General features: G+C 67.3%; 11 protein-coding genes. 1 reads left to right on the forward strand and 10 read right to left on the reverse strand.

Annotation, left to right across the window (positions count from 1 at the left end; translation table 11 throughout):
• Nucleotides 1-405: 405 nt before the first annotated feature.
• The 8 genes from ACLJO0_RS29120 to ACLJO0_RS29155 form a co-directional block, all read right to left on the reverse strand.
• Nucleotides 406-1,467, reverse strand: coding sequence for a DUF5937 family protein (locus ACLJO0_RS29120; RefSeq protein ID WP_410581822.1), 1,062 nt, complete (start codon nt 1,465-1,467; stop codon nt 406-408).
• Nucleotides 1,468-2,228: 761 nt separating this feature from the next.
• A complete protein-coding gene (locus tag ACLJO0_RS29125) occupies nt 2,229-3,722 on the reverse strand; it encodes a caspase domain-containing protein (protein WP_410581823.1) in 1,494 nt (497 codons plus the stop codon).
• Entirely contained in the window at nt 3,719-4,084 is a 366-nt protein-coding gene (locus ACLJO0_RS29130; RefSeq protein ID WP_410581824.1) for an effector-associated constant component EACC1, read from the reverse strand. Before ACLJO0_RS29130 ends, ACLJO0_RS29125 begins: the two co-directional genes overlap by 4 nt.
• 539 nt (nt 4,085-4,623) lie before the next feature.
• Nucleotides 4,624-6,066 carry a caspase, EACC1-associated type gene (locus ACLJO0_RS29135; RefSeq protein ID WP_410581826.1) on the reverse strand — a complete coding sequence of 481 codons (1,443 nt, stop codon included), beginning with the start codon at nt 6,064-6,066 and terminating at the stop codon, nt 4,624-4,626.
• A 4-nt stretch (nt 6,067-6,070) separates the two neighbouring features.
• On the reverse strand, nt 6,071-6,439 hold the full coding sequence (locus ACLJO0_RS29140; protein ID WP_410581827.1) for a hypothetical protein: 369 nt from the start codon (nt 6,437-6,439) through the stop codon (nt 6,071-6,073).
• 218 nt (nt 6,440-6,657) lie between these two features.
• Complete coding sequence (locus ACLJO0_RS29145; RefSeq protein WP_410581829.1) at nt 6,658-6,921, reverse strand: hypothetical protein; 264 nt, start codon at nt 6,919-6,921, stop codon at nt 6,658-6,660.
• A gap of 516 nt (nt 6,922-7,437) precedes the next feature.
• Entirely contained in the window at nt 7,438-10,179 is a 2,742-nt protein-coding gene (locus tag ACLJO0_RS29150; protein ID WP_410581830.1) for a protein-arginine deiminase family protein, read from the reverse strand.
• A gap of 4 nt (nt 10,180-10,183) precedes the next feature.
• Complete coding sequence (locus ACLJO0_RS29155) at nt 10,184-12,991, reverse strand: hypothetical protein (RefSeq protein WP_410581831.1); 2,808 nt, start codon at nt 12,989-12,991, stop codon at nt 10,184-10,186.
• A 575-nt stretch (nt 12,992-13,566) separates the two neighbouring features.
• Here ACLJO0_RS29155 and ACLJO0_RS29160 point away from each other — a divergent pair.
• Nucleotides 13,567-14,025 (forward strand): SRPBCC family protein, encoded by a 459-nt coding sequence (locus ACLJO0_RS29160; RefSeq protein ID WP_410581832.1) that lies wholly within the window; start codon nt 13,567-13,569, stop codon nt 14,023-14,025.
• Here ACLJO0_RS29160 and ACLJO0_RS29165 read toward each other — a convergent pair.
• Nucleotides 14,022-14,261: a hypothetical protein gene (locus tag ACLJO0_RS29165; protein ID WP_410581833.1), complete on the reverse strand. Its 240-nt coding sequence runs from the start codon at nt 14,259-14,261 to the stop codon at nt 14,022-14,024. The genes ACLJO0_RS29160 and ACLJO0_RS29165 overlap by 4 nt on opposite strands.
• 127 nt (nt 14,262-14,388) lie before the next feature.
• Nucleotides 14,389-17,730, reverse strand: coding sequence for a hypothetical protein (locus ACLJO0_RS29170; protein WP_410581834.1), 3,342 nt, complete (start codon nt 17,728-17,730; stop codon nt 14,389-14,391).
• Between the last annotated feature and the right edge of the window lie 19 nt (nt 17,731-17,749).

The raw sequence follows: 17,749 nt of genomic DNA on the forward strand, positions 1-17,749 counted from the left end.
GAGATCTACGAAGCGTTCGACAACGCCGAGTCGGCCCCCGCCGAACCGGTCGCCGAAGAGGCTCCCGTCAAGCGCAAGCGTGCACCTCGCAAGAAGTCCTGAATCACCGATCGCGCCCTTGACGTCCCTTCCCCGATTCACCTGGACAAGGATTTCAAGGGCGCACAAACCGTTGCTGAAATTGACGCGCCGTGCATATAGCATCGGGCAGATTCGACTCTTGGGCGTGGCGCGCCCGGCATGCCCCTGTGGCCGCAGATGGCCCCACTGCCGCCGCCCAGCGAACCAGTTCTGACGCGGGAACGGCGGCCCGGCCACCTCCGACCAGCAACCCTCGTCGAGGCTTCCGGATCTCTGGCCGGGCCAACGCGAAGCCGTGCAGCGACTCCGCACCGACCGGTTGCGTTATCTACCCGCGACAACGCCGCGGTGATTCATGGGCTCGGTTGTCGGAGCGGCGATCAAACCGACGCCGAGTGGCGTGCACCAATGCAGGACGGCTTTGCCGTCGCGATGGGTGGTGATCAACCGGGCGTCGCGGAGGGTCCTGGCTTGCATCGAGGCCGCGGGCACGGAGACGTGCAGGGTGCGCGCGAGTTCGGTCGTGGTGTGCGGCTTGGTCAGAGCACGCAAGGTGTCCGCTCGTGTGCTGCCTAGCAGGGCTGCGAGCGGATCGCCGACCGTGTCGGCATCGTGCAGGGGAAGTGGCGTGAGGGCGGGGTAGATGACCAACGCCGGTCCTGCAGGCTGCGGTGCCACGAGAACCCGGCCGGTCCAGAACAGTGACGGCAGGAGCACCACGCCTTCGCCGCGCAACGTCACTTCCCTGTCAACGCCGGGCGAATCGATTTCCAGGCTCATGTCGCGCCACCGCAACCCGGCGGACAGACTCGTGAAGGTGCGCTCGAGTCCGTGCCGGGCAAGGAAATGTGCGCGCCAGGCCGCTTCGGCATGGAAGGCGACCTGGAGCCGTGGCCACTCCACGGCCAAGATGTGCCGGTGCGCTTCCCTTACGGCGTGCTCGAGGATGTGCCAAGCGTGGCGATCCTGTGCGGCAAGCTGCCGAATCCAGGCGGTCCGCGGCCGGTCGACCGCGCAGATCCGTCGCAATTCCGCCCCGACGACCGCTCGGTCGGTAGCGAGAACCTGAGACAAGCCGTCGTCCAGCCCGGCACTCGGCGGGTCGAGGAACAGAGGTCCGATACCGGTAGGAGACAACAACTGCAGTAGCGGCTCGGCCTGCACGGGCAGACCGCGTGCCGTCCGTCTTCGCCAGCCACCGAAGACGTGGCGATTGTCGCGGCGCTGCAACGTCATCAGCGCAAGGACCAGTTCCATCAGCGGAGCGGGAGTGTCCGCCACGGTGACCTTCAGCAGGTCTTCCGCAGTAAAAGATACCTTCAGCACGTCATCCCCCAGATGCGGCTCCGCCGCACGTTTCAGTTGTGGTTGAACACATGGCAGCACAGTCGAGACTGCCAGACACTGGTCATACGTTCCACTGGATCAAGTTCCCAAGATGGGTTACACCTCAACTGGGCCATCGAATGATTTCTATTGCGTCTTCACGGCGACGCATTCACATCGGAAAAGTCCGATCGAGAGGGAGAAAGATGAGAAAATCGCTAACCCGTGCCTTGCTCACACTGCCTGCCGTGGTCGCGGCGACGCTGGTCAGCGTCAGCGGGACAGCCACAGCCGCACCCGCAGGAACGCAAACCGAACCGGTTCAGACCATGGACTGCAGTCACCCGCATTCGAACAAGGACAGCGGCTCGGGCCGGACGACAACGGTTCTGCGCTATCGGTCCGGGCCACACACCGACTGCACTCCACTGGGGCAAGCCAACGGGAACACGCTGATCTACTACCATTGCTGGACTTCCGGTGAATCGGTTGGCGGCGTGAGTACCTGGACCTGGGGACGTGTCGCGGGCACACAGCGCGAAGGCTGGTTCTCCGACAAGTACCTCAGCAACGGCGGCTCCACGAAGAAGTGCTGAGCTGAGACCGTGGTGCCGAGCCCTCAGCCCGGCACCACGGTCACCACCACTCCGTCGCCGACGAAACATCAATGCGGAACCCGGGCTCTCATCGTGCGCGTAATGCCGGTTCGAGAGCTCGCCACAGTGATCACCATCGGCGAGGCGCCGGGCGCGATGCAGTCCAGTCACTTCCTCGCTACGCCTCGGAATGCGTGCCAGCGCCCGGGGCTGTGTGGAGCAGGGTCACCAGTTGTCTTTGAGGATGGTGCCTGCCGTGGTGCGCGCCGCACGCAGCCGAAGCCTTAGCCCGCGGCGCTGGCCGATCTTCTTGATCAGTTTCGTGTAGACCCTCTCGACCTGCCAGGTCAGCTCGCCGGAGAAGCCGTTGCGGACCCTCATATAGCCCAGGAGGTCGGCGGCTAATCGGGCCGCCTGCTCCAGGTCGCCACCGCGGCGTTCCCACTCGATCCGTGCCAGGCGAAGTTCAACGACCGGCTCGAGGTCGTCGTCGTTGACGAGGCCATCGGTCTCGGCTGTGACCAGGTCGACGTACTCGTTCGCCTTGGTGATGTCCCCGGACTCGCCGAGGACGTGGGCGTAGTCGATGACCACGGCCCGTGTCCACCGGTTGTCGAGATCCAGTTCGTCGTATCCGGACAGGACGTCTTCGCACACCTCGAGGCAGTCGTCTATCGCGCCTGCTCGCCTCAGCCATCCAGCCCGCTTGATTTTCAACTGAACGACGTGGTGGTCGTTCTCGGCCACGAGCAGGGAAGCGTCGGCGATCAGATCTTCGAGGAGCGCGGATGCGCGTTCCGGGCGGCCGGCTCCGCCCATCCCGTCCGCGGCATGTGCCTGTTCCACGATCGAGTCCAGCCGCCGGACCACGTCTCCCGCGGGATCAGGAACCCATGACAGCCTCTCTGTCCGGGCCGGCGGGACCGGGGTCCCGCGCTCCACGTGGTCTTCGACGCTTGACTGTGGTTCTTCCGGCACGAAGGTACCGACGGCGGGGTTCCGCCCGATCAGAACCGGCCGGATGCCGCCGGTCGCCTTGCGGCAGGGCGCCGGCAATCCACGACGGGCGAGCCGGGTCTGCAGCCGGTTGCAGACGTACTCCGCGTCGAGCAGGTCAGGGCCTCCGGGCGCGCCGTGACGTAACAGCTCGATCAGCTCACCGGTGAAGGCAGTGTACCGGGCACCGACGGGTGCATCGGCACGGGTGTGGGCTGGTGTCGCGGCGAGCACAAAGGTCCGTTCCGGTTCGGGCAGTTGCTGAATGAGGTCTTCCTGAGGTTCCCTTCCGAGCGCCGCGCGGCCCGCGTAGCAGCAGTCCAGGATCAGGATCCGTTGCCGCGCGGGCGAAGCGTCGATCTCCGCGAGCAACGCCGCACACGGCATGGCCGTCCAGGCCAGGAGATCCGGTGACGTCCCAGGCAGGCTCAAGTACAGCTCGCCAGCGTGATCGAGGTGGCCGTGGCCCGCGTAGTACACGACGAGGAGATCGGTCGCGGTGGCACAGGCCTGCCGCACCGCGCCGCCGACCTCGGCCAATTCCTTGTCGATCACCGACGTGATCCTGCTCGAGGCCAGGAAACCGTGCCCTTCGAGCGAGAGCTCGAAGGCGAGGTCGTGAATGTTCGTGCGGATCGAGGGCACGTTGAGTAGCTCGTGGTCGGCGAAGCGGCTACTCCCGACCAGCACAGCCGAGGACGCGGCGGAATGTGGGACGCTCATGCCCTGTCTTCGGGGTGCACGACCGTCGACACCACGTCGGCGAGCTGATCTCCGGTCAGATTCTCTGTTTCGACCTCGACGGTCCGGCCGTCGGGACCGGTGACCTTGATGCGCAGCTTGGGGCGACGGGCGACGAGCCAGTCCGCCATGAGCTTGACGAACAACGTGGCGGTTCCGCCGGCCCCGAAGACCACGACCAGCACGTCGGAGACGCCACCGAGCTTTCCCGGCTCCGAAGGCGGCGCCGGTGTGCGTACCGATCCGCGGAAACCGGGAGCAGTCCGGAACCAGTCATGGAGGAACCGCCGTTCGGTGTCGAGCTGAACTCCGTCGAGAATCGTGATCTCCGCTGCCTGCTCCATCGTCGAACTCCCGCCGCAGTGCGTCTCCAGTCAACTCCGGAGGGTAGCGCGTCCTGGCTCAAGTGGGCCCGGCTTAGGGCAGTGAAGCGGCTCGCTGGCGCGGCTCCGTACAGCGCCGAGCATCGATGGGAGTGGGCATCTTCGGCGTCGAGGATCAGCCCCCATCCACGCCCGTCGCCGGGACTCGCCGTGGCTCAAACCGGTTTCTCCTCGGGCCTCGTCCCCCGCCGGAACGTTACTGGCTGTCGGCGATCCGCTCTACAGTGCCAAGGACGTCGAACGGGGCATCGAGCAAGATCTGCTGCTTACCTGGTGGCGCGAGGCCGCCGCGGTCGATGAGGCGGTAGCCGGGCCGGGCGCGGACACCTTGATGCGAATTCCCGGATCGGCGCAGGCGGCGTTGCGTCAGTTGTCGCGGTCGAAGTTCTTCGGGGTCGGAAGACGCCAAGCCACCGCTGATATCGCTGCAGGACAAGAGCAGCTGGGCTTCGCCGCCAGCCTTGAGTAGCTTCCGTCGGCGACAAGATAGCCCCAGTGGTTCATTCCCGGTCGCGAATGTCCACGGTGACCATCAGGTCTCCCCGGCCGTCCACTCTGCCTGACGAGCGGAGCCGCGGAACCCCGAGTCTGGCGACGCGGATAGTTTGACCGGACTTCATCCCACCAGGGATCCGGATCTTCTTCACACCGTCGATAAGGGTGTCCAGGTCGATGATCCCGCCGTCGCGTGCGAGCGCGGCCGGGATCGTGGTCGTGCAGTGCAGGTCGTTGCCACGCCGTTCGAAGCGGTCGTCGGGCAGTTCGTTGATCTCCACGTAGAGATCCCCGGCGGGCCCGCCGCCGGGGCCGGTCTCACCCTGTTCCTTCAGCCGGATGCGCATACCGCCGCCCACTCCTGGCGGGATCTTGACGCTCACGCTTCTGCGGGTGACGATCCTGCCGTCGCCGGCGCAGCCCGGGCAGGGGTTTTCGATCAGCGTCCCGAATCCCTTGCAGGTCTCGCAGTCCTCGCCTTCGCGGAGAGCGTCGCCGCCGCATGCGTGACAGCGTTCGACGAGGGAGTCCGCGGCGGTGCCGAGGCCCTCGCAGCTTCCGCAGGTGGTCGCGGTCTCGAGCTGGACTGTGTCGTCCGTGCCCACGGCCGCGTCCTCCAGCGGGAGGTCGAGCGTGATCAACGTGTCCTGTCCTCGGCGGGCACGGCGCTGTGGCCGGGTCCGGGTTTTCGGAGGCCGATCCGCGGGCATCGAGATCGCCCGGTTCGCCAGGTACACGCGATGCACCAGCTCCGACGACCATTGCGGTGTCTGCTTGACTCCGGATTCGCGCAGGCGCTCGTAGACATGCTCGTACAGCTCGTCCACGGCGACCCTGCCGTCGCCGTCGCGATCCGCTTCGCCGGTGCGCAGACCGTGGACGATGGCTTCGGTGAACCGCGAAGGCTCTGGTTCCAGCTTCCGAAACCGGTTCCCTTCCCAGGCGTATTCCGTGCGGCCGGTGGCCATCAGGACCGCGCGTCCGTACCCGGACAGCTGTTCTTTCGCGTCCACTCCGGCGGCCGCCTTCATCCCCGGTACGAACGCCCCGCTGAAACAGCAGTCCAGCAACAGCACGATCGACTTCGCGCGGCACCGGCCCATCTGCGTGTGGAGGAACTCCGCCGGGACCGAGGTGGACGCGAGCAGATCCGGATCCGTGTCGGCACAAGCGAAGTACAGCAGTCCGTCGTCGTCTTTGACACCGTGGCAGGAGATGTGCAGCACTAGCAGATCGTCGGTTCCACGGTTGCGGAAGAACCCTTCGATGGCGCGCATCGCCTGATGCGCGGGCGCGTCGACGACCTGCCGCGTCTCGAACCAGCCGATCGCGGGATCGGCCAGCACACCAGCGAGCTCGACGACGTCCGCAGCCGGCGAACGCAGCTCGGCGAGCCGTCCGCTGCTGTACGTGCCAGTGGCGATCAGAAGTGCGTCGCGGACACCCATGTCTTCAGTCCGCTTCCAGCTCCAGCGTCTTCGTGAAGGCTTCGATCGCGCGCGCCTGCTGTTCGGCGTTCCCTCCGGTCAGCTCCAGCTTGTTGCCAGCGACCTCGATCACCACGCGCCGGTCCTTGTCGCGGGTCACCCAGGTCCGCAGCACCTGGCAGACGCCCGTGACCAGCGCGGTCAGCACTGCGGAACCACCCAGGCTGACGATCATCGCCCCGATGTCGGTTCCGGCGCCCTTCGCTCCGTCGGGCGAAACGACCTCAGGCAGGCGGACGTCCGCGACGTCCAGTTCCAGCAGGGTCCTCCGGAGCTTCCGCGTCTCCGCCTCCAGACCCTCATCCCCCGACACCCTCACCAGCAACGTCGTCATGCGCCCCCCTTATCCAGCTATCCGCGCATAATAGTCGCCGGAACCGCCGAGGCGTCCACCAACGCGAGCTACCCAGGCCGTCTGACCCGAGATCGCCGACGTGGGCTCTTAGGAGGCCCGCACCGCTGCGCGGATCCGACACTGACAGTTCGTGGAGCGCGCCAGCGGGCCATTCGGGCCGGGCCGTTGCCGGCCTCAGGACAGCAAGCACGGGAGCGTCACGGGCGCCGCCAAGCCGAGGAGTTTCTGGTGCTCGCGACGGGCCAAGCCGCTTCACCCGGGACATCGAAGCCGATCGCCGGTCGGTGCGCACCGTGGGCCGGGGCGCCCCACACCGCCTCGGCGTAGGCGGCGTCCACTGTCAGCTGCACGTTGCTGCACGTCTCCGTGCGAGCGCATCCCGTCTCCACCCACAACGTCGTCCACTGGGTGTCGGCGGTATTCCACACCACGCGGGCCGCGCGGGCATCCACGGCGGTCACAGCGGGAGAGGTGAACCGCACCCGGAGGCGATAGGGCTGTGTGAACAGGTTCACCGACCACGAGAACGCTCTCTGCCTTCGAGGTAGACGCCCTGCTCGACGCCGTCGCCAGGTTCTTCGCCGACCGCGTGTTCGGCCCTGACCGGCGCACGGTCCTCGAAGCCGACCTGGTCGGTGCCGATGATCGCGCAACATCTGAACGAGAGGAAAACGAGACCAGATCCAGCGACAGCTCGCCGAGATCACCAAGAAGCAAGCATCGATTCTGAAGCAAGCACAGCAAGGGGACCCGGACGACCCCTTTACAGCCGCTTTGCGAGGTAGCTACACCGAACTAGCCAAGGACGAGAAGCAACTCCAGGCGAAGATCACCGCCCTGGACGAGGCGGACTCGGCAACACCTCGGGGCAGTACAGCCGATGAACTGCAACTGATCGACGCGCTTCCCTTGAGGACCACGGCTGCAAGAGCGGCCTGGCATCGAAGTCACGTTCCTGGGCCCGGATAACAGGTCGTTCAGCGTCTTGACGCGGCTGGTTGAGGTATGGCGGCCTGCCGCCACCACGCCGACGTCCGGTCGGTTCGTGGGCGGCGGATGACGTTGGTGCCGCAGTGGATCGAGCCCAGTCGGATGTGGTAGTACCAGGCATCCACCCACTGCACGACGAGCCCGAGTGACCTGGCCACTGCATCGGTCCACGCCTCGAACACGTCGACGGTGCCCTCCGGGATGGACAGTTTCCGCCAGCCTGATCGCAGGTTTCCGTTGGGGAAGAACGCGCCGGGGTTCGCCCTGATGATGCGCTTGCGTGCCTCCTCCTGCGCAACGCCGGGAAAGCCGTCGGCAAAGGCGTCCGCCAGTGACGCCGCATGGTCGCCGCCGTTGCCGAGGATGAACGCGTCGCGCACCCAGATGTAGGTGCGATCCAGGCGGCGGGTACGGAGGTCCTTATCGGTGAACGCGCTGGCCTCCACGTCGCGGTGGGTCGCCGCGACGTCGCGGAGCACCGCCACCGCGTCGGGCACCCGGGCGCGGGGGCCGTACGGGCGCGGCACCAGCAGTCGATCCCCGACGACTTGCAGGTTCGCCAGGTCCGGAGTGAACGCCTTGGTCGTTCCGGTGGCCTTGTCGAGATTGTCGAAGATCACCGGCAGGCGGAGGATCGGCACGTTGCCGAACGCGTCGGTGAGCCGCTGCTCGATCTCGGTGAGTTGGTTCTCCTCGAGGTCGGCGTTGGTGCCGTCGTCGAAATGCGGCAACTCGAAGATGCTGACGTCCGCCGGGAACGGGCCGAAGCTCTCCCGCTGGGGCGGGTGTGGCAGCGGTATGCGGTGTGCCGAGATCTGGAATGCCGCGTCCGCCTTGGCCAGCTCGGTGTAGATCAACGGCGGCTCGATAGGGTTCATCAGGTCCGGCGAATCGTCGTGCAGCCATTCCTGGCCACGCATGAGCATGGTGACCGGGCTTGTGCCCTTGTCGGTCCGGCGCGGCAGGACCGCCGAGTAGCGGTACGGGTTCGGATACAGCGACCGTTCCAGGATGGACAGCCCGTCCCAGAACCGGTTTGCCAGCGCGTCGATCAGTGCGAACGCCACCGTCGGCGATGCACGCAGCGTGGCGGCGCCGAACCGGTTGCTCTGGGTCGGCACAAACGCAAGCACTTCGTCGACATGACCGACGTCCAACCAGCTGGTGTCGATCTCGACCAGCGGCTGCCCGCCATGCGCCTGGCCACGCAGGAACGCGAGCAGGTGCGGGTCCATGTCGGTGACCGTCTGCCCCACCTCGGTGCGGGTCACGTTGCCGACGACGACCTTGCCGAGCGGCGCGTCCCGGGTGGCAGGACCCACCTCGATGTTGCCGCCGAAGTTGTGCGACGAGTGCAAGGTGCGCAGTCGCTGCGCGAGCCGGTCGGCTTCGGCGGCGGCCAGGTCGATGTCGCGTGCCGGGCGATTCGCGGTGGCGGGCAGGCGCAGCCGCACGGCAGGTGGCGCCGTCTGGACCACGACCGCCTGGGTGGCCGCGGTGACCTCGGCCTTGGCCAGCGTCCTGACCTGACTTAGCCCGGCCCCGTTGTTCTGCCACAACTGGCTGGTAGCCATCTCGTCGGCGGTTCGCTCCAGCTGGGTCAGCAGGCGTGGCAGGTTGTTGCGTGCGGTAAAGAAGTCCGAGCTGACGCCTGGCAGTTGTTCGTTGCGTGCCGCCGCGGCGGGACCCGTGAGGACGTACCGGATCAGCCTGAGGAGCTTGCGCTCGGCCAGGAAGACCCGCGTCATCACCGTCAATACCCGGTCCGAGTCGGAGAACGCGATCCGGCTCGTCGTCCCGTTCGCGGCGCGCACCTCCAGGTCACGGTGCCAGAACGCGTCGTACACGCCGACGTCGCGGGCCGGGAAATGGCTGGTGACCAGCGTGCTGAGGTTCTGGTCGCGCAACGCGAGGCTGGTGTCGGCGCGGGTGCGCGGCAGGTGCAGGACCATGTACATCCACCCGGCCGGCCCGTGCAGGTAGCCGAGTTGGTACTGGTCCTGGATCCATGCGTCGCCGCCGTGGACGTCTGTGGGCACAGTGACCAGCGGTACTCCGAGCGGGCGCAGGGCAGCGGCGACGTCCCGCACCGCCGGGGTGTTCTCGTGCAGGTGCGGCGCCGCTACCCGAGCGTCGGCGACCTCGCAGATGTACACCCGTCTGGTCTGCCCGCCGTTGTCCATGAACAGCAGCGGCGCGAGCGTGAACTGTCCGGCATCCTGCGGCCCGGCCGCGGAGTCGCAGTCCAGCCGCACCTGGATACCCGGCCCGGGCGGAGCGGCCTGACTCGTGGCGAGCCCGGACAGCGCGGGTGGCGCGCCTGCCAGGTCGATCGCCTCGAACCGGAGCGCGCCGGGCCCGGTCAGCGGGAACCGGGCCTCACCGCCCGCGCTCGCCGGTGTTATCCGGTGGCTGCCCTCCCACACTGCGAGCCGGGCTGCGTCGGCTGCGTTCATCTTCAGCACGAGCGGACACGAACCACCGGCCGGCACAGCCTCGACGACCCGAACGTCGCTCGGCTCGTTGTCGGTCGCCGCCTTGCTGGTGCGCGCGGCGTCCACCGTCACCGGTTGCCCAGGGCGCACCACTGTGGGCAGCATCCGGGCATCCACATCCAAGTTGGCCACGAGGATCGCGCCGCGCCCGGTGAGCCGCAGGTCGTGCTCGTCCGGGCGTCCGCTCACCCGCCCGTCACGGTCGTAGTCCGCGTCGAGCCGGTATGTCACCACGGCCCTACTCCTCGGTGGTGGCGTCGGTCGCCGCCAGGTTCACCTGCTTGTTCGACAGCGCGTCCCGCAGCGGCGGCACCTCGTCGAGGTTCTGGACCAGCACCAGATCTGTCGGCATGTTGACCTCCCACGGTTTCGAGCCCGCCGGGTATGGCACGCCGTTGTCGAGCTTGCCGAGATTCTCGGTGATCTCCTTGACGATCGGCAGGTACAGCTGGTCGTTGACGCTGGGGACGTCGTTGCCGTCCCAGATCACCCCGGTCTGCGCGTAGTAGGCAACGGCCGCCTCGAAGCCCGGCCGGACCGGCACCTGCACCCGTGCGGCGCCGGCCCGCAGGAACGCCGCGAAGTCGGGATCCGGGTCGCTGAGGTTCAACGCGTTGACCCAGCGGGCTCGCCTGCCCCAGAGGTGCGGGTAGCAGATATAGAGGATGTTGTGCCACTCGAAGGCGTTCTCGAAGAACCGGATGAACTTGCCGTTGTCGTAGGCCGCCGGCAGGTTCAGCCTCGGGTCGGTGCCGGGGACCGAGGGCTGGAACGAGTCGAGGTTGAGGTCTGCGTTGCCGGTCAGCATCATGATCAGCCAGCGCTTCAGCTCATCGCGCACGATCCTGACGTTCACCAGCGGGTTGTTGCCGAAAGCCTTGGTGCCCTGCTGCAACTCCGTCTGCGCCTGCCGGTCCTGGTACTCGGCGAGCTGTTGCTGGTAGGCCTGGATGACCGCGTCGTAAACCTGGTGCTGCCACCTCGCGAAGCCCTCGTCGGTCAGCGTGCACTGGACGTCGATACCGATCGCGAACGCCCGGACGTGCAACAGTTTGAAGGCGATCGACAGCTCCTTCTGGTGTGCGTTGAGGGTCTTGCCCTCCGCCCCCCAGAACTCGGTCCGGTCGAACGAACTGCCACCGACCACGACCCGGAAGGTGTGGCTCTCACCGTCCACTGGGAAGACGTAGTCGGTCTGCACGGTGGCGTGGAACGTCTGGTACCCGGCGGGGAGGTCCAGCTTGCCTGCCCGGCCGATGTTGACAGTGTCGTCGCTGCCGTCCTGCTTTTCGAAGAAGGCCACGGTCTGGAACTGGGGCGGCGGGGCCGGCACGTTCGCGACCCGGTAGCGGGCCACGTAGTCGTGGTAGTTGGTCCGGGTCAGGTGCGACGGTTTGAGGGCCTGCCCGAAGAAGTCCGGCGGCTGCGGCTTGACCAGGTCGCTGTTCTTCGGCGGGTTCTCCACAAGGGCGTGGAGGAAGTACGCGGCGGGCTCCGGCACGACGAAGTCGAACATCATCCGTTGGCCGTAGTTGAACACCTGGGCGTCGTAGACCTTGTTGAGCCAGCGGTAGATGCCCCGGATGTGCTTGAGCGGGTTGGAGTTGATGAACGCGTGCCCGTTGGTCTCCTCGAACTCCTCCAGGGTCCGCAGGCGCACCAGCCTGCGCACGCTCTCCCTGACCTTCTCCATGGTGCGCTGGGTGACCTCCTGGGAGAACGACGACGCCTTGCGCTGCGCTTCCTCGGTTGAGGACGAGAAGCCGGCCTTCAGGCTGGCAGTGAAGGAGACGGCTGGTCCGTACGACCCGGTCACCTGCAGACCTGCCTCGATCTCGGTTGAGGACTTGACGGTCTTCTGCGCCTCGTTCTGTAGCTCGTTGCGCTGGGTGCTGGAGAGGTCGCGTTCCTTCTCGGTCTCCGACTCCGACTCGGTCTCGGTGATCTGTTCTCTCTGGGAGAGCCGCCTGGTGTTGCGTTCCCGGGTCTCGCCCGACATCACGTTCTCGATGTGCGCGAACTCGCCGAGCTCGTACGCCTTGAGCTTCTGCCGCAGGACCAGCAGGTCGGCCACCCCGGCCTGGAAGCTGCCGGCGGGTGGGACAGCCTGGACCGCCATTGACTGTTTGAACTCCGCGACGTCCACCATCCCGCCGGTGAAGCTCACGACCGGACCTGTCGTGCGGGTACTTGCGGACTGGATCTCGGCCTCGATCAATGCGATCGCGCGCACCGGATCCAGTACGTCTCGGGCGAGCCCGAGCCGCTCGGCCACCTCGCGCGTCGACTGGCTTAGTCCGGTCAGTGCATCGGGTGTCAACCGGAGCCCCGGCGCCGACGAGCGGCGTGTCGGCGAGCCAGGGGTGTCGGGTCCGTGGTCCGCCTCGGGTGCGGCGGCCTGATATCGATCGTCCAGAACGAGTGCCGCGATCTCGCGGTGCGCGGTGTCCAGCGCCGAGAGCCAGTCCCGCTCCGGCGCAGCTCGGACCGTGGGAGGCGACACGGGGATCGGAGCGCGGCGAACCAGGTCGGGCAGCATGACCGGAGTCCGGGCGAGGTACTCCCGCACCGGCTCGCCGGGGGCCTGACCTTCGGTGACGGCCCGCACCAGCGCGATCGCCTTGAGCGCGCGGGTGCCCGACTCGGCGCCCGGCTCACCGAGCAGCGCGCTGGCCACCAGCGCGTCCGCCGCCCGGGTCTCAGCGGCCCGGAACTCGTCGCTGGTCACCAGGTCGGCCAGCGACCGCCCGTAGACCTCCTGCGCGATCGCATCGAGGTCGATGTCGGCCGCCGTCCGGTCCTCGGCTTCGTCCAGCCTGGCGAGCAGCGGGATCACGTCCACTTCGTCCGCCGGGTGTTCCGTGCCGTGCTCACGCGCCAACTGTGCCAACGACTCCCGGTCCTGGCCCGCGTCAGCGGCCTGCCTGAGCCGCTGGAACAACGGTGACTCCACGCCCGTCTCGCCGACCGCCACACCCGCGGCCGTCGGCGGCGGAAGTTTCGCCGGCCGGACCATCACAAAGCGAAGAACGCCCTCCGCAGCCACTTCGTCCTCCCTCAATCAGGGTGAGGCTCCAAACTCACGGTAAATCTGTGGTGATGGCGTGGATATGGCCAAAGGTGCGACCAGATGGGCAGGCTGAGCCGCCCCGAAGCTTCCGGACAGTGGATCAACTAAGGTCCACCGGCACTTCCCTCAGTGGCTGCAACAGCCTGACACTTGCCTCACGGAGAACAGCAGGGGACGAGAACCTTATGGCGCGGCTACAACGGCAGCAGCGCGCGACATCCTGAACCGGGCTCGCCAGCAATTGACCGGAGCAGGTGATCGCTGTGCGGAAGTCTTGCGGGTCGAGGCGACACTGGCCCCGCAGGACTCCCGCAAGCAAGCGGACGCCAACTCGCTGCCCCGATCGGGGGTCGATGATCAGGGCGGACCGGCCGCCGACCACGATGATCGTTCCATCGCGGGTGACGTCGATCGAGCTTACGCGGAAAGGTCATCGCTGTTCGACGCGGTGTCGCGCATGGCGGTAAGCGCAGAACGGAGATTGGCAGGGCTTCCTAGTGCCGGCTATCTGCGGGCGGCTCGTCACCGGCGATGTGCCGTATGCTCACTGTATGGCGTCCTTCGAGGTCAGCACGCATATTGCCGCGTCACCTGAGCGTGTCTTCGAGGTGTCGCTCGACGTGGATGTACACACCAACTCGTTGACCGGGTCGGACGAACGGGCCATCGGTGGTGTGACGGCGGGCGGTCTCCGACTCGGGGACACGGTCACATGGCAGGCGCGGCACTTCGGTATCCGCTGGCGGATGACCTCGGTGATCAGCGCCTGCGACTACCCGGGATATTTTGTCGACGAACAGGTCGCCGGCCCGTTCCGGCGCTGGCATCACCGGCACTATTTCGGACCGGACGAGGCCAGCGGCACGGTGATGCGTGACGCTATCGATTTTTCGGCCCCGTTGGGACCGCTCGGCACCCTCACCGAATTCGTGGTTCTGAACCGCTATATGCGCCAGCTCATCCTGCTTCGGAACAAGTACATCAAGACTATCGCCGAGCAGCAGGTTTAGAAGCCGCTGAATAGGAAGATTCCAGCAGTGAGCAGACCCGCGAGTCCCACGGGTAAAGCGGCCATGGCCCAGAGTATGTCGGGCAGTACATCGTGGTCGCGTCGGCGAATCAGCCTTCGCACCAGTGCGACCACGATGTAGCCCAACGGGAGCACAGCGACCGCTGCGGCGAGCGCGGGCAGGACGAAGCCAAAGCCAAATCCGTTGATTCCGCGCAACGCCACCAGTTTGGCCACATAGAAGACGGTAGCGACGCCGAGAACAACGAGTGCGATGCAGCTACACAGCACCCTGACGAGGACCGAAGCCCACTTCGCAGCGTTTCCCGGCATCTGCCCACCTCTATCTACACTCTGAAATAAACTACTTGTAGGACAACGCCAGATTCTCGGCAAATAATCCCCAGGTTTCGTGGGCCAGTACGTTGTTGGCCCACGATGCCCATTTCTTGTCCCAGATTTTTGTGGCTTGCCCCCAAGCCTTGACGCTGAGCTTCAGTTTATTCTTATCTGATCTCGAAACGCCGAACCTGATGTACTTCCCCGCTCCTTCGAGGTGATCTGCTGTCGATTCGAAGATGAAGTAGTCCGTGCCCACGTCTGCCACTCGGACCGGCCCGAAGACCGACAGGTCACACCTGCGGTCGACCTGGAGTCGGCCGCAGTCGGAGTTAATGGGGAAGTATCTGTTCAGATCTCCCTGAATCGCTGCCATCACTTCGGCCGGGGTGGCTTTCTTGGTGTCGATACCGGGGTTGATCGGCCGTGGGTCCCTGATGTCATAGTTGAAGTCGTAGCCGTAGCCGTTGCCGGTTTTCTCCGCCTCGATCCTGGCTCGTTCCGCAGCTTCCGCCGACGCCTTCTTCCGGCGCTCGAGGTCGCTGAGGCCCTGTCCTTGTCCGGACTCGGTCTTCTGCCGTTCCGCTGTTTCAGCTCGCACGGCGGCTTTGACGGCTTCGTCGGCTGCTTCGGCGGCGTGGGCGGCGTGCTGTGCGGCCTTGGTCGCGGCTGCTTCGGCCCGGTCGGCCCAGCTGCGGGCGGTGGCGGCGTCGGCTTCGGCCTTACGGGCCGTGCCGCGGGCGACGGCCGCGTCGGCCTCAGCCTTGGCGGCGGAGCGGCCGGCGATCGCGGCGTCCGCGCTCGCGGTGTTCGCCGCCCGACGGGCAGCCTGAGCATCGCCCTGTGCCTGAACATCGGCCTGCGACGCCCTGGCACCAGCGGTACGCGCACCAGCGGCATCCGCGGCGGCGGCTGCGGCCGAACGCTGCGCACCGGCAGCGGATCGCGAGGCAGTGGACACGGACTGGGCGGCAGCCGCGGCGGCGGTGTAGGCCGGGGAGACCTCGGCACCGGCTCGTTTGGCTGCGGTCGCCGCGCGGTTGGCGGCCTCGGTGGCTTCAGCGGCCCGGTCCTGTGCGGCTTTCGCCTGGTCGGTGCCGATGATCGTCGCTTGTTCGGTGACCTGTTTCGCGAGTTCCGCCGCGAGGTCGTTACCGGTTGCCGGGGTGCCCGACGCGATTCCGGAGGGGTCGGCGATCCCGGCCGCGGATGCACCCGCCGCCTGCGCCGCCCGCACGGCGATCCCGGTCTGGACGGCTGCGGCGGCCGATTCGGCCAGTGCCGCGTCGGCTTCGGCCTTGGTGCGGTCGGCGGCGACCATCGCCTGCGTGGCCTCGACAGCCGCACGCTCGGCCAGTTGGCAGGCGGCGTGGGCGTGTTCGGCGGCGAGGGCTTCCTCGGCGGTGGCGGTCGCGGCGGCGGCGTTGGCGGTGACCGCGGAGGCGTGCGTCGCGGCGGCCGCGGCCGCGGCCTTGTTCGCGGCAGCGTTCGCGCGTGCGGCCGCGCCTGCAGCCTCGATGGCCGCTGAGCGCGCCCGGACCGCGGCACCGGTCGCGGCGTTGGCGGCCGATCTGGACTGCCCGGCGGCCGCGGTCGCGGTATTGGCCTCGGACCGGGCTCCGGCGGCCGCTTCCCGTGCCTTGCCCGCCGCCTCGCCGGAGGCGGCCTTCGCGGCTAGCGATTCCAAGGCTTGAGCACGTGCGAGCGCGGCGTTCTGCACTCGCTCCGCGTCGAGAGCGCGTCTACTCGCGTCGACAGCGTTCTTCTCTTCCCTCCCCGCGTCCTGTTCGGCTGTTTCGGCTGCTTTGCCGAGGCGGGTGGCGTTGCTCTTCGCGTTGGCGGCGATGGCGGCTTTGGCTTGGGCTTGAGCGCGGGCTCCGGCGGCGTTGCGGGCTTCCTGTTGGGCCCGTGCCCGTGCGGCGGCGGCGTTGCGTGCTTCCTTCTCGGCGACGAGGCGGGCGTCGCGGGTGCGTTTGGCGGCTGCCAAGGCCTGCTGTTCGGCGCGTTCGGCTTCGGCTCGTGCTTCCTTGGTGCGGGTGGCCGCGTCCGCTGCGGCTTTCGCTTGCTGGCGGGCGGCTTCGGCGAGGGCGGCTGCCGACTTGGCGTGGTCTTCGGCGGCTTGACGCCACCCGGCGGCGTTGTCGGCGTGGACCTGCGCATTCGCGTCGGCGTCAAGGGCCTTGCTGGTGGCTTCGGTGGCGTCGGCCGCGTGGAACGCCGTCTCTGCCGCTTTGGCCGCGGACTGGGCCGCCGCGGCGACGGACTTGGTGGTCTTGCCCCAGTCGATGCCGTGAGTGAGGCCGGTCTCGGCGAGCTGGCGTGTCGCGGTCTCGGACATCGCCGCGGCGGTCGTGGCCTCGCGAGATGCGGCGGCCGCGTTGTCCCATTCCCGTTTGGCGTCGCGGGTCTGCTGCGCCAGTTCGGGTGCGCGGCCGCGGTGTCCAGAGGCACGGCCGGGTTTGTCTTCGTCGAAGATCTTCCCGGCCTTCTTCGCGGCCTGGTTGGCCAAGCCCATCGCGTTCGAGGCGTCGGTGAGGAACCGCACCGCCTGAACGCTCGAGTTGAGGATCTCCGTCCGCGCGTTCGCGGCCCGGGTAGAGCGGTCGGCCAGGTCCTTGAGTTCGGCCAGTGCTTTGTTCCGCGCGGCCATGGCCGCCTCGACCGCCGCGCGGGCATCGGCGTCACGTTGGTTGGCGACGGCATAGCCGTGGTTGAAGAACTCCGCGATCACCACCGGATCGCGCGTGTCCAGGGCTGCCTGGCCGACGGCCTTCACCTCGGCGCCGCCGTTCGCGACCATGGACACGACGCGGGCCTCGATCTTCTTGGCCCGTTTCACCGCGTCATCGATAGCCTGACGGTCCTCGTCGTCAGCGAGCCGTTTGCCGAAGGCGACGAAATCAGCGATTCTCGCGTCATCGCTCGTCGCCAGCAACTCGGCCGCACGGGCGCGTGCTGTGGGCCCGGCGGTGCGGGCCCATTCGGCGACCTGCGCACGGTTTTCCTCCGCGACCCGTTTCTTCCGTTCAGCGGCGGCCTTGCGTGCCTCGGCGGCGCCGACGTCCAGGAATTCCTTGATCTTCACCGGGTCGTTGGTCGCCAACGCGGCCAACGCCGCGTCACGCTCCTCGACCTCGCTGGAGAACTCGGCGATGTCCTGGACGAGCTGCCTGTTGAACGCCGCCTCTTCCTCGGAGATCGGCGGTGGGGCCTGCTGAGCAGACGCTGTGGTGGCCGGTGGCGCGGCATCGGCGGCCTGGGCAGGTGCTGCCAGGCCGAGGAACACAGCGAAGGCCAGCAACGCGACCAGCGAACGGGGGATCCCGCGACCGTGTCTGTCCACAGCCCGGGTCAGATTGGTGTGCATGACGAAGCTACTCCAAGAA

This window comes from Amycolatopsis sp. lyj-108 (assembly GCF_046549005.1).
Lineage (GTDB): Bacteria > Actinomycetota > Actinomycetes > Mycobacteriales > Pseudonocardiaceae > Amycolatopsis.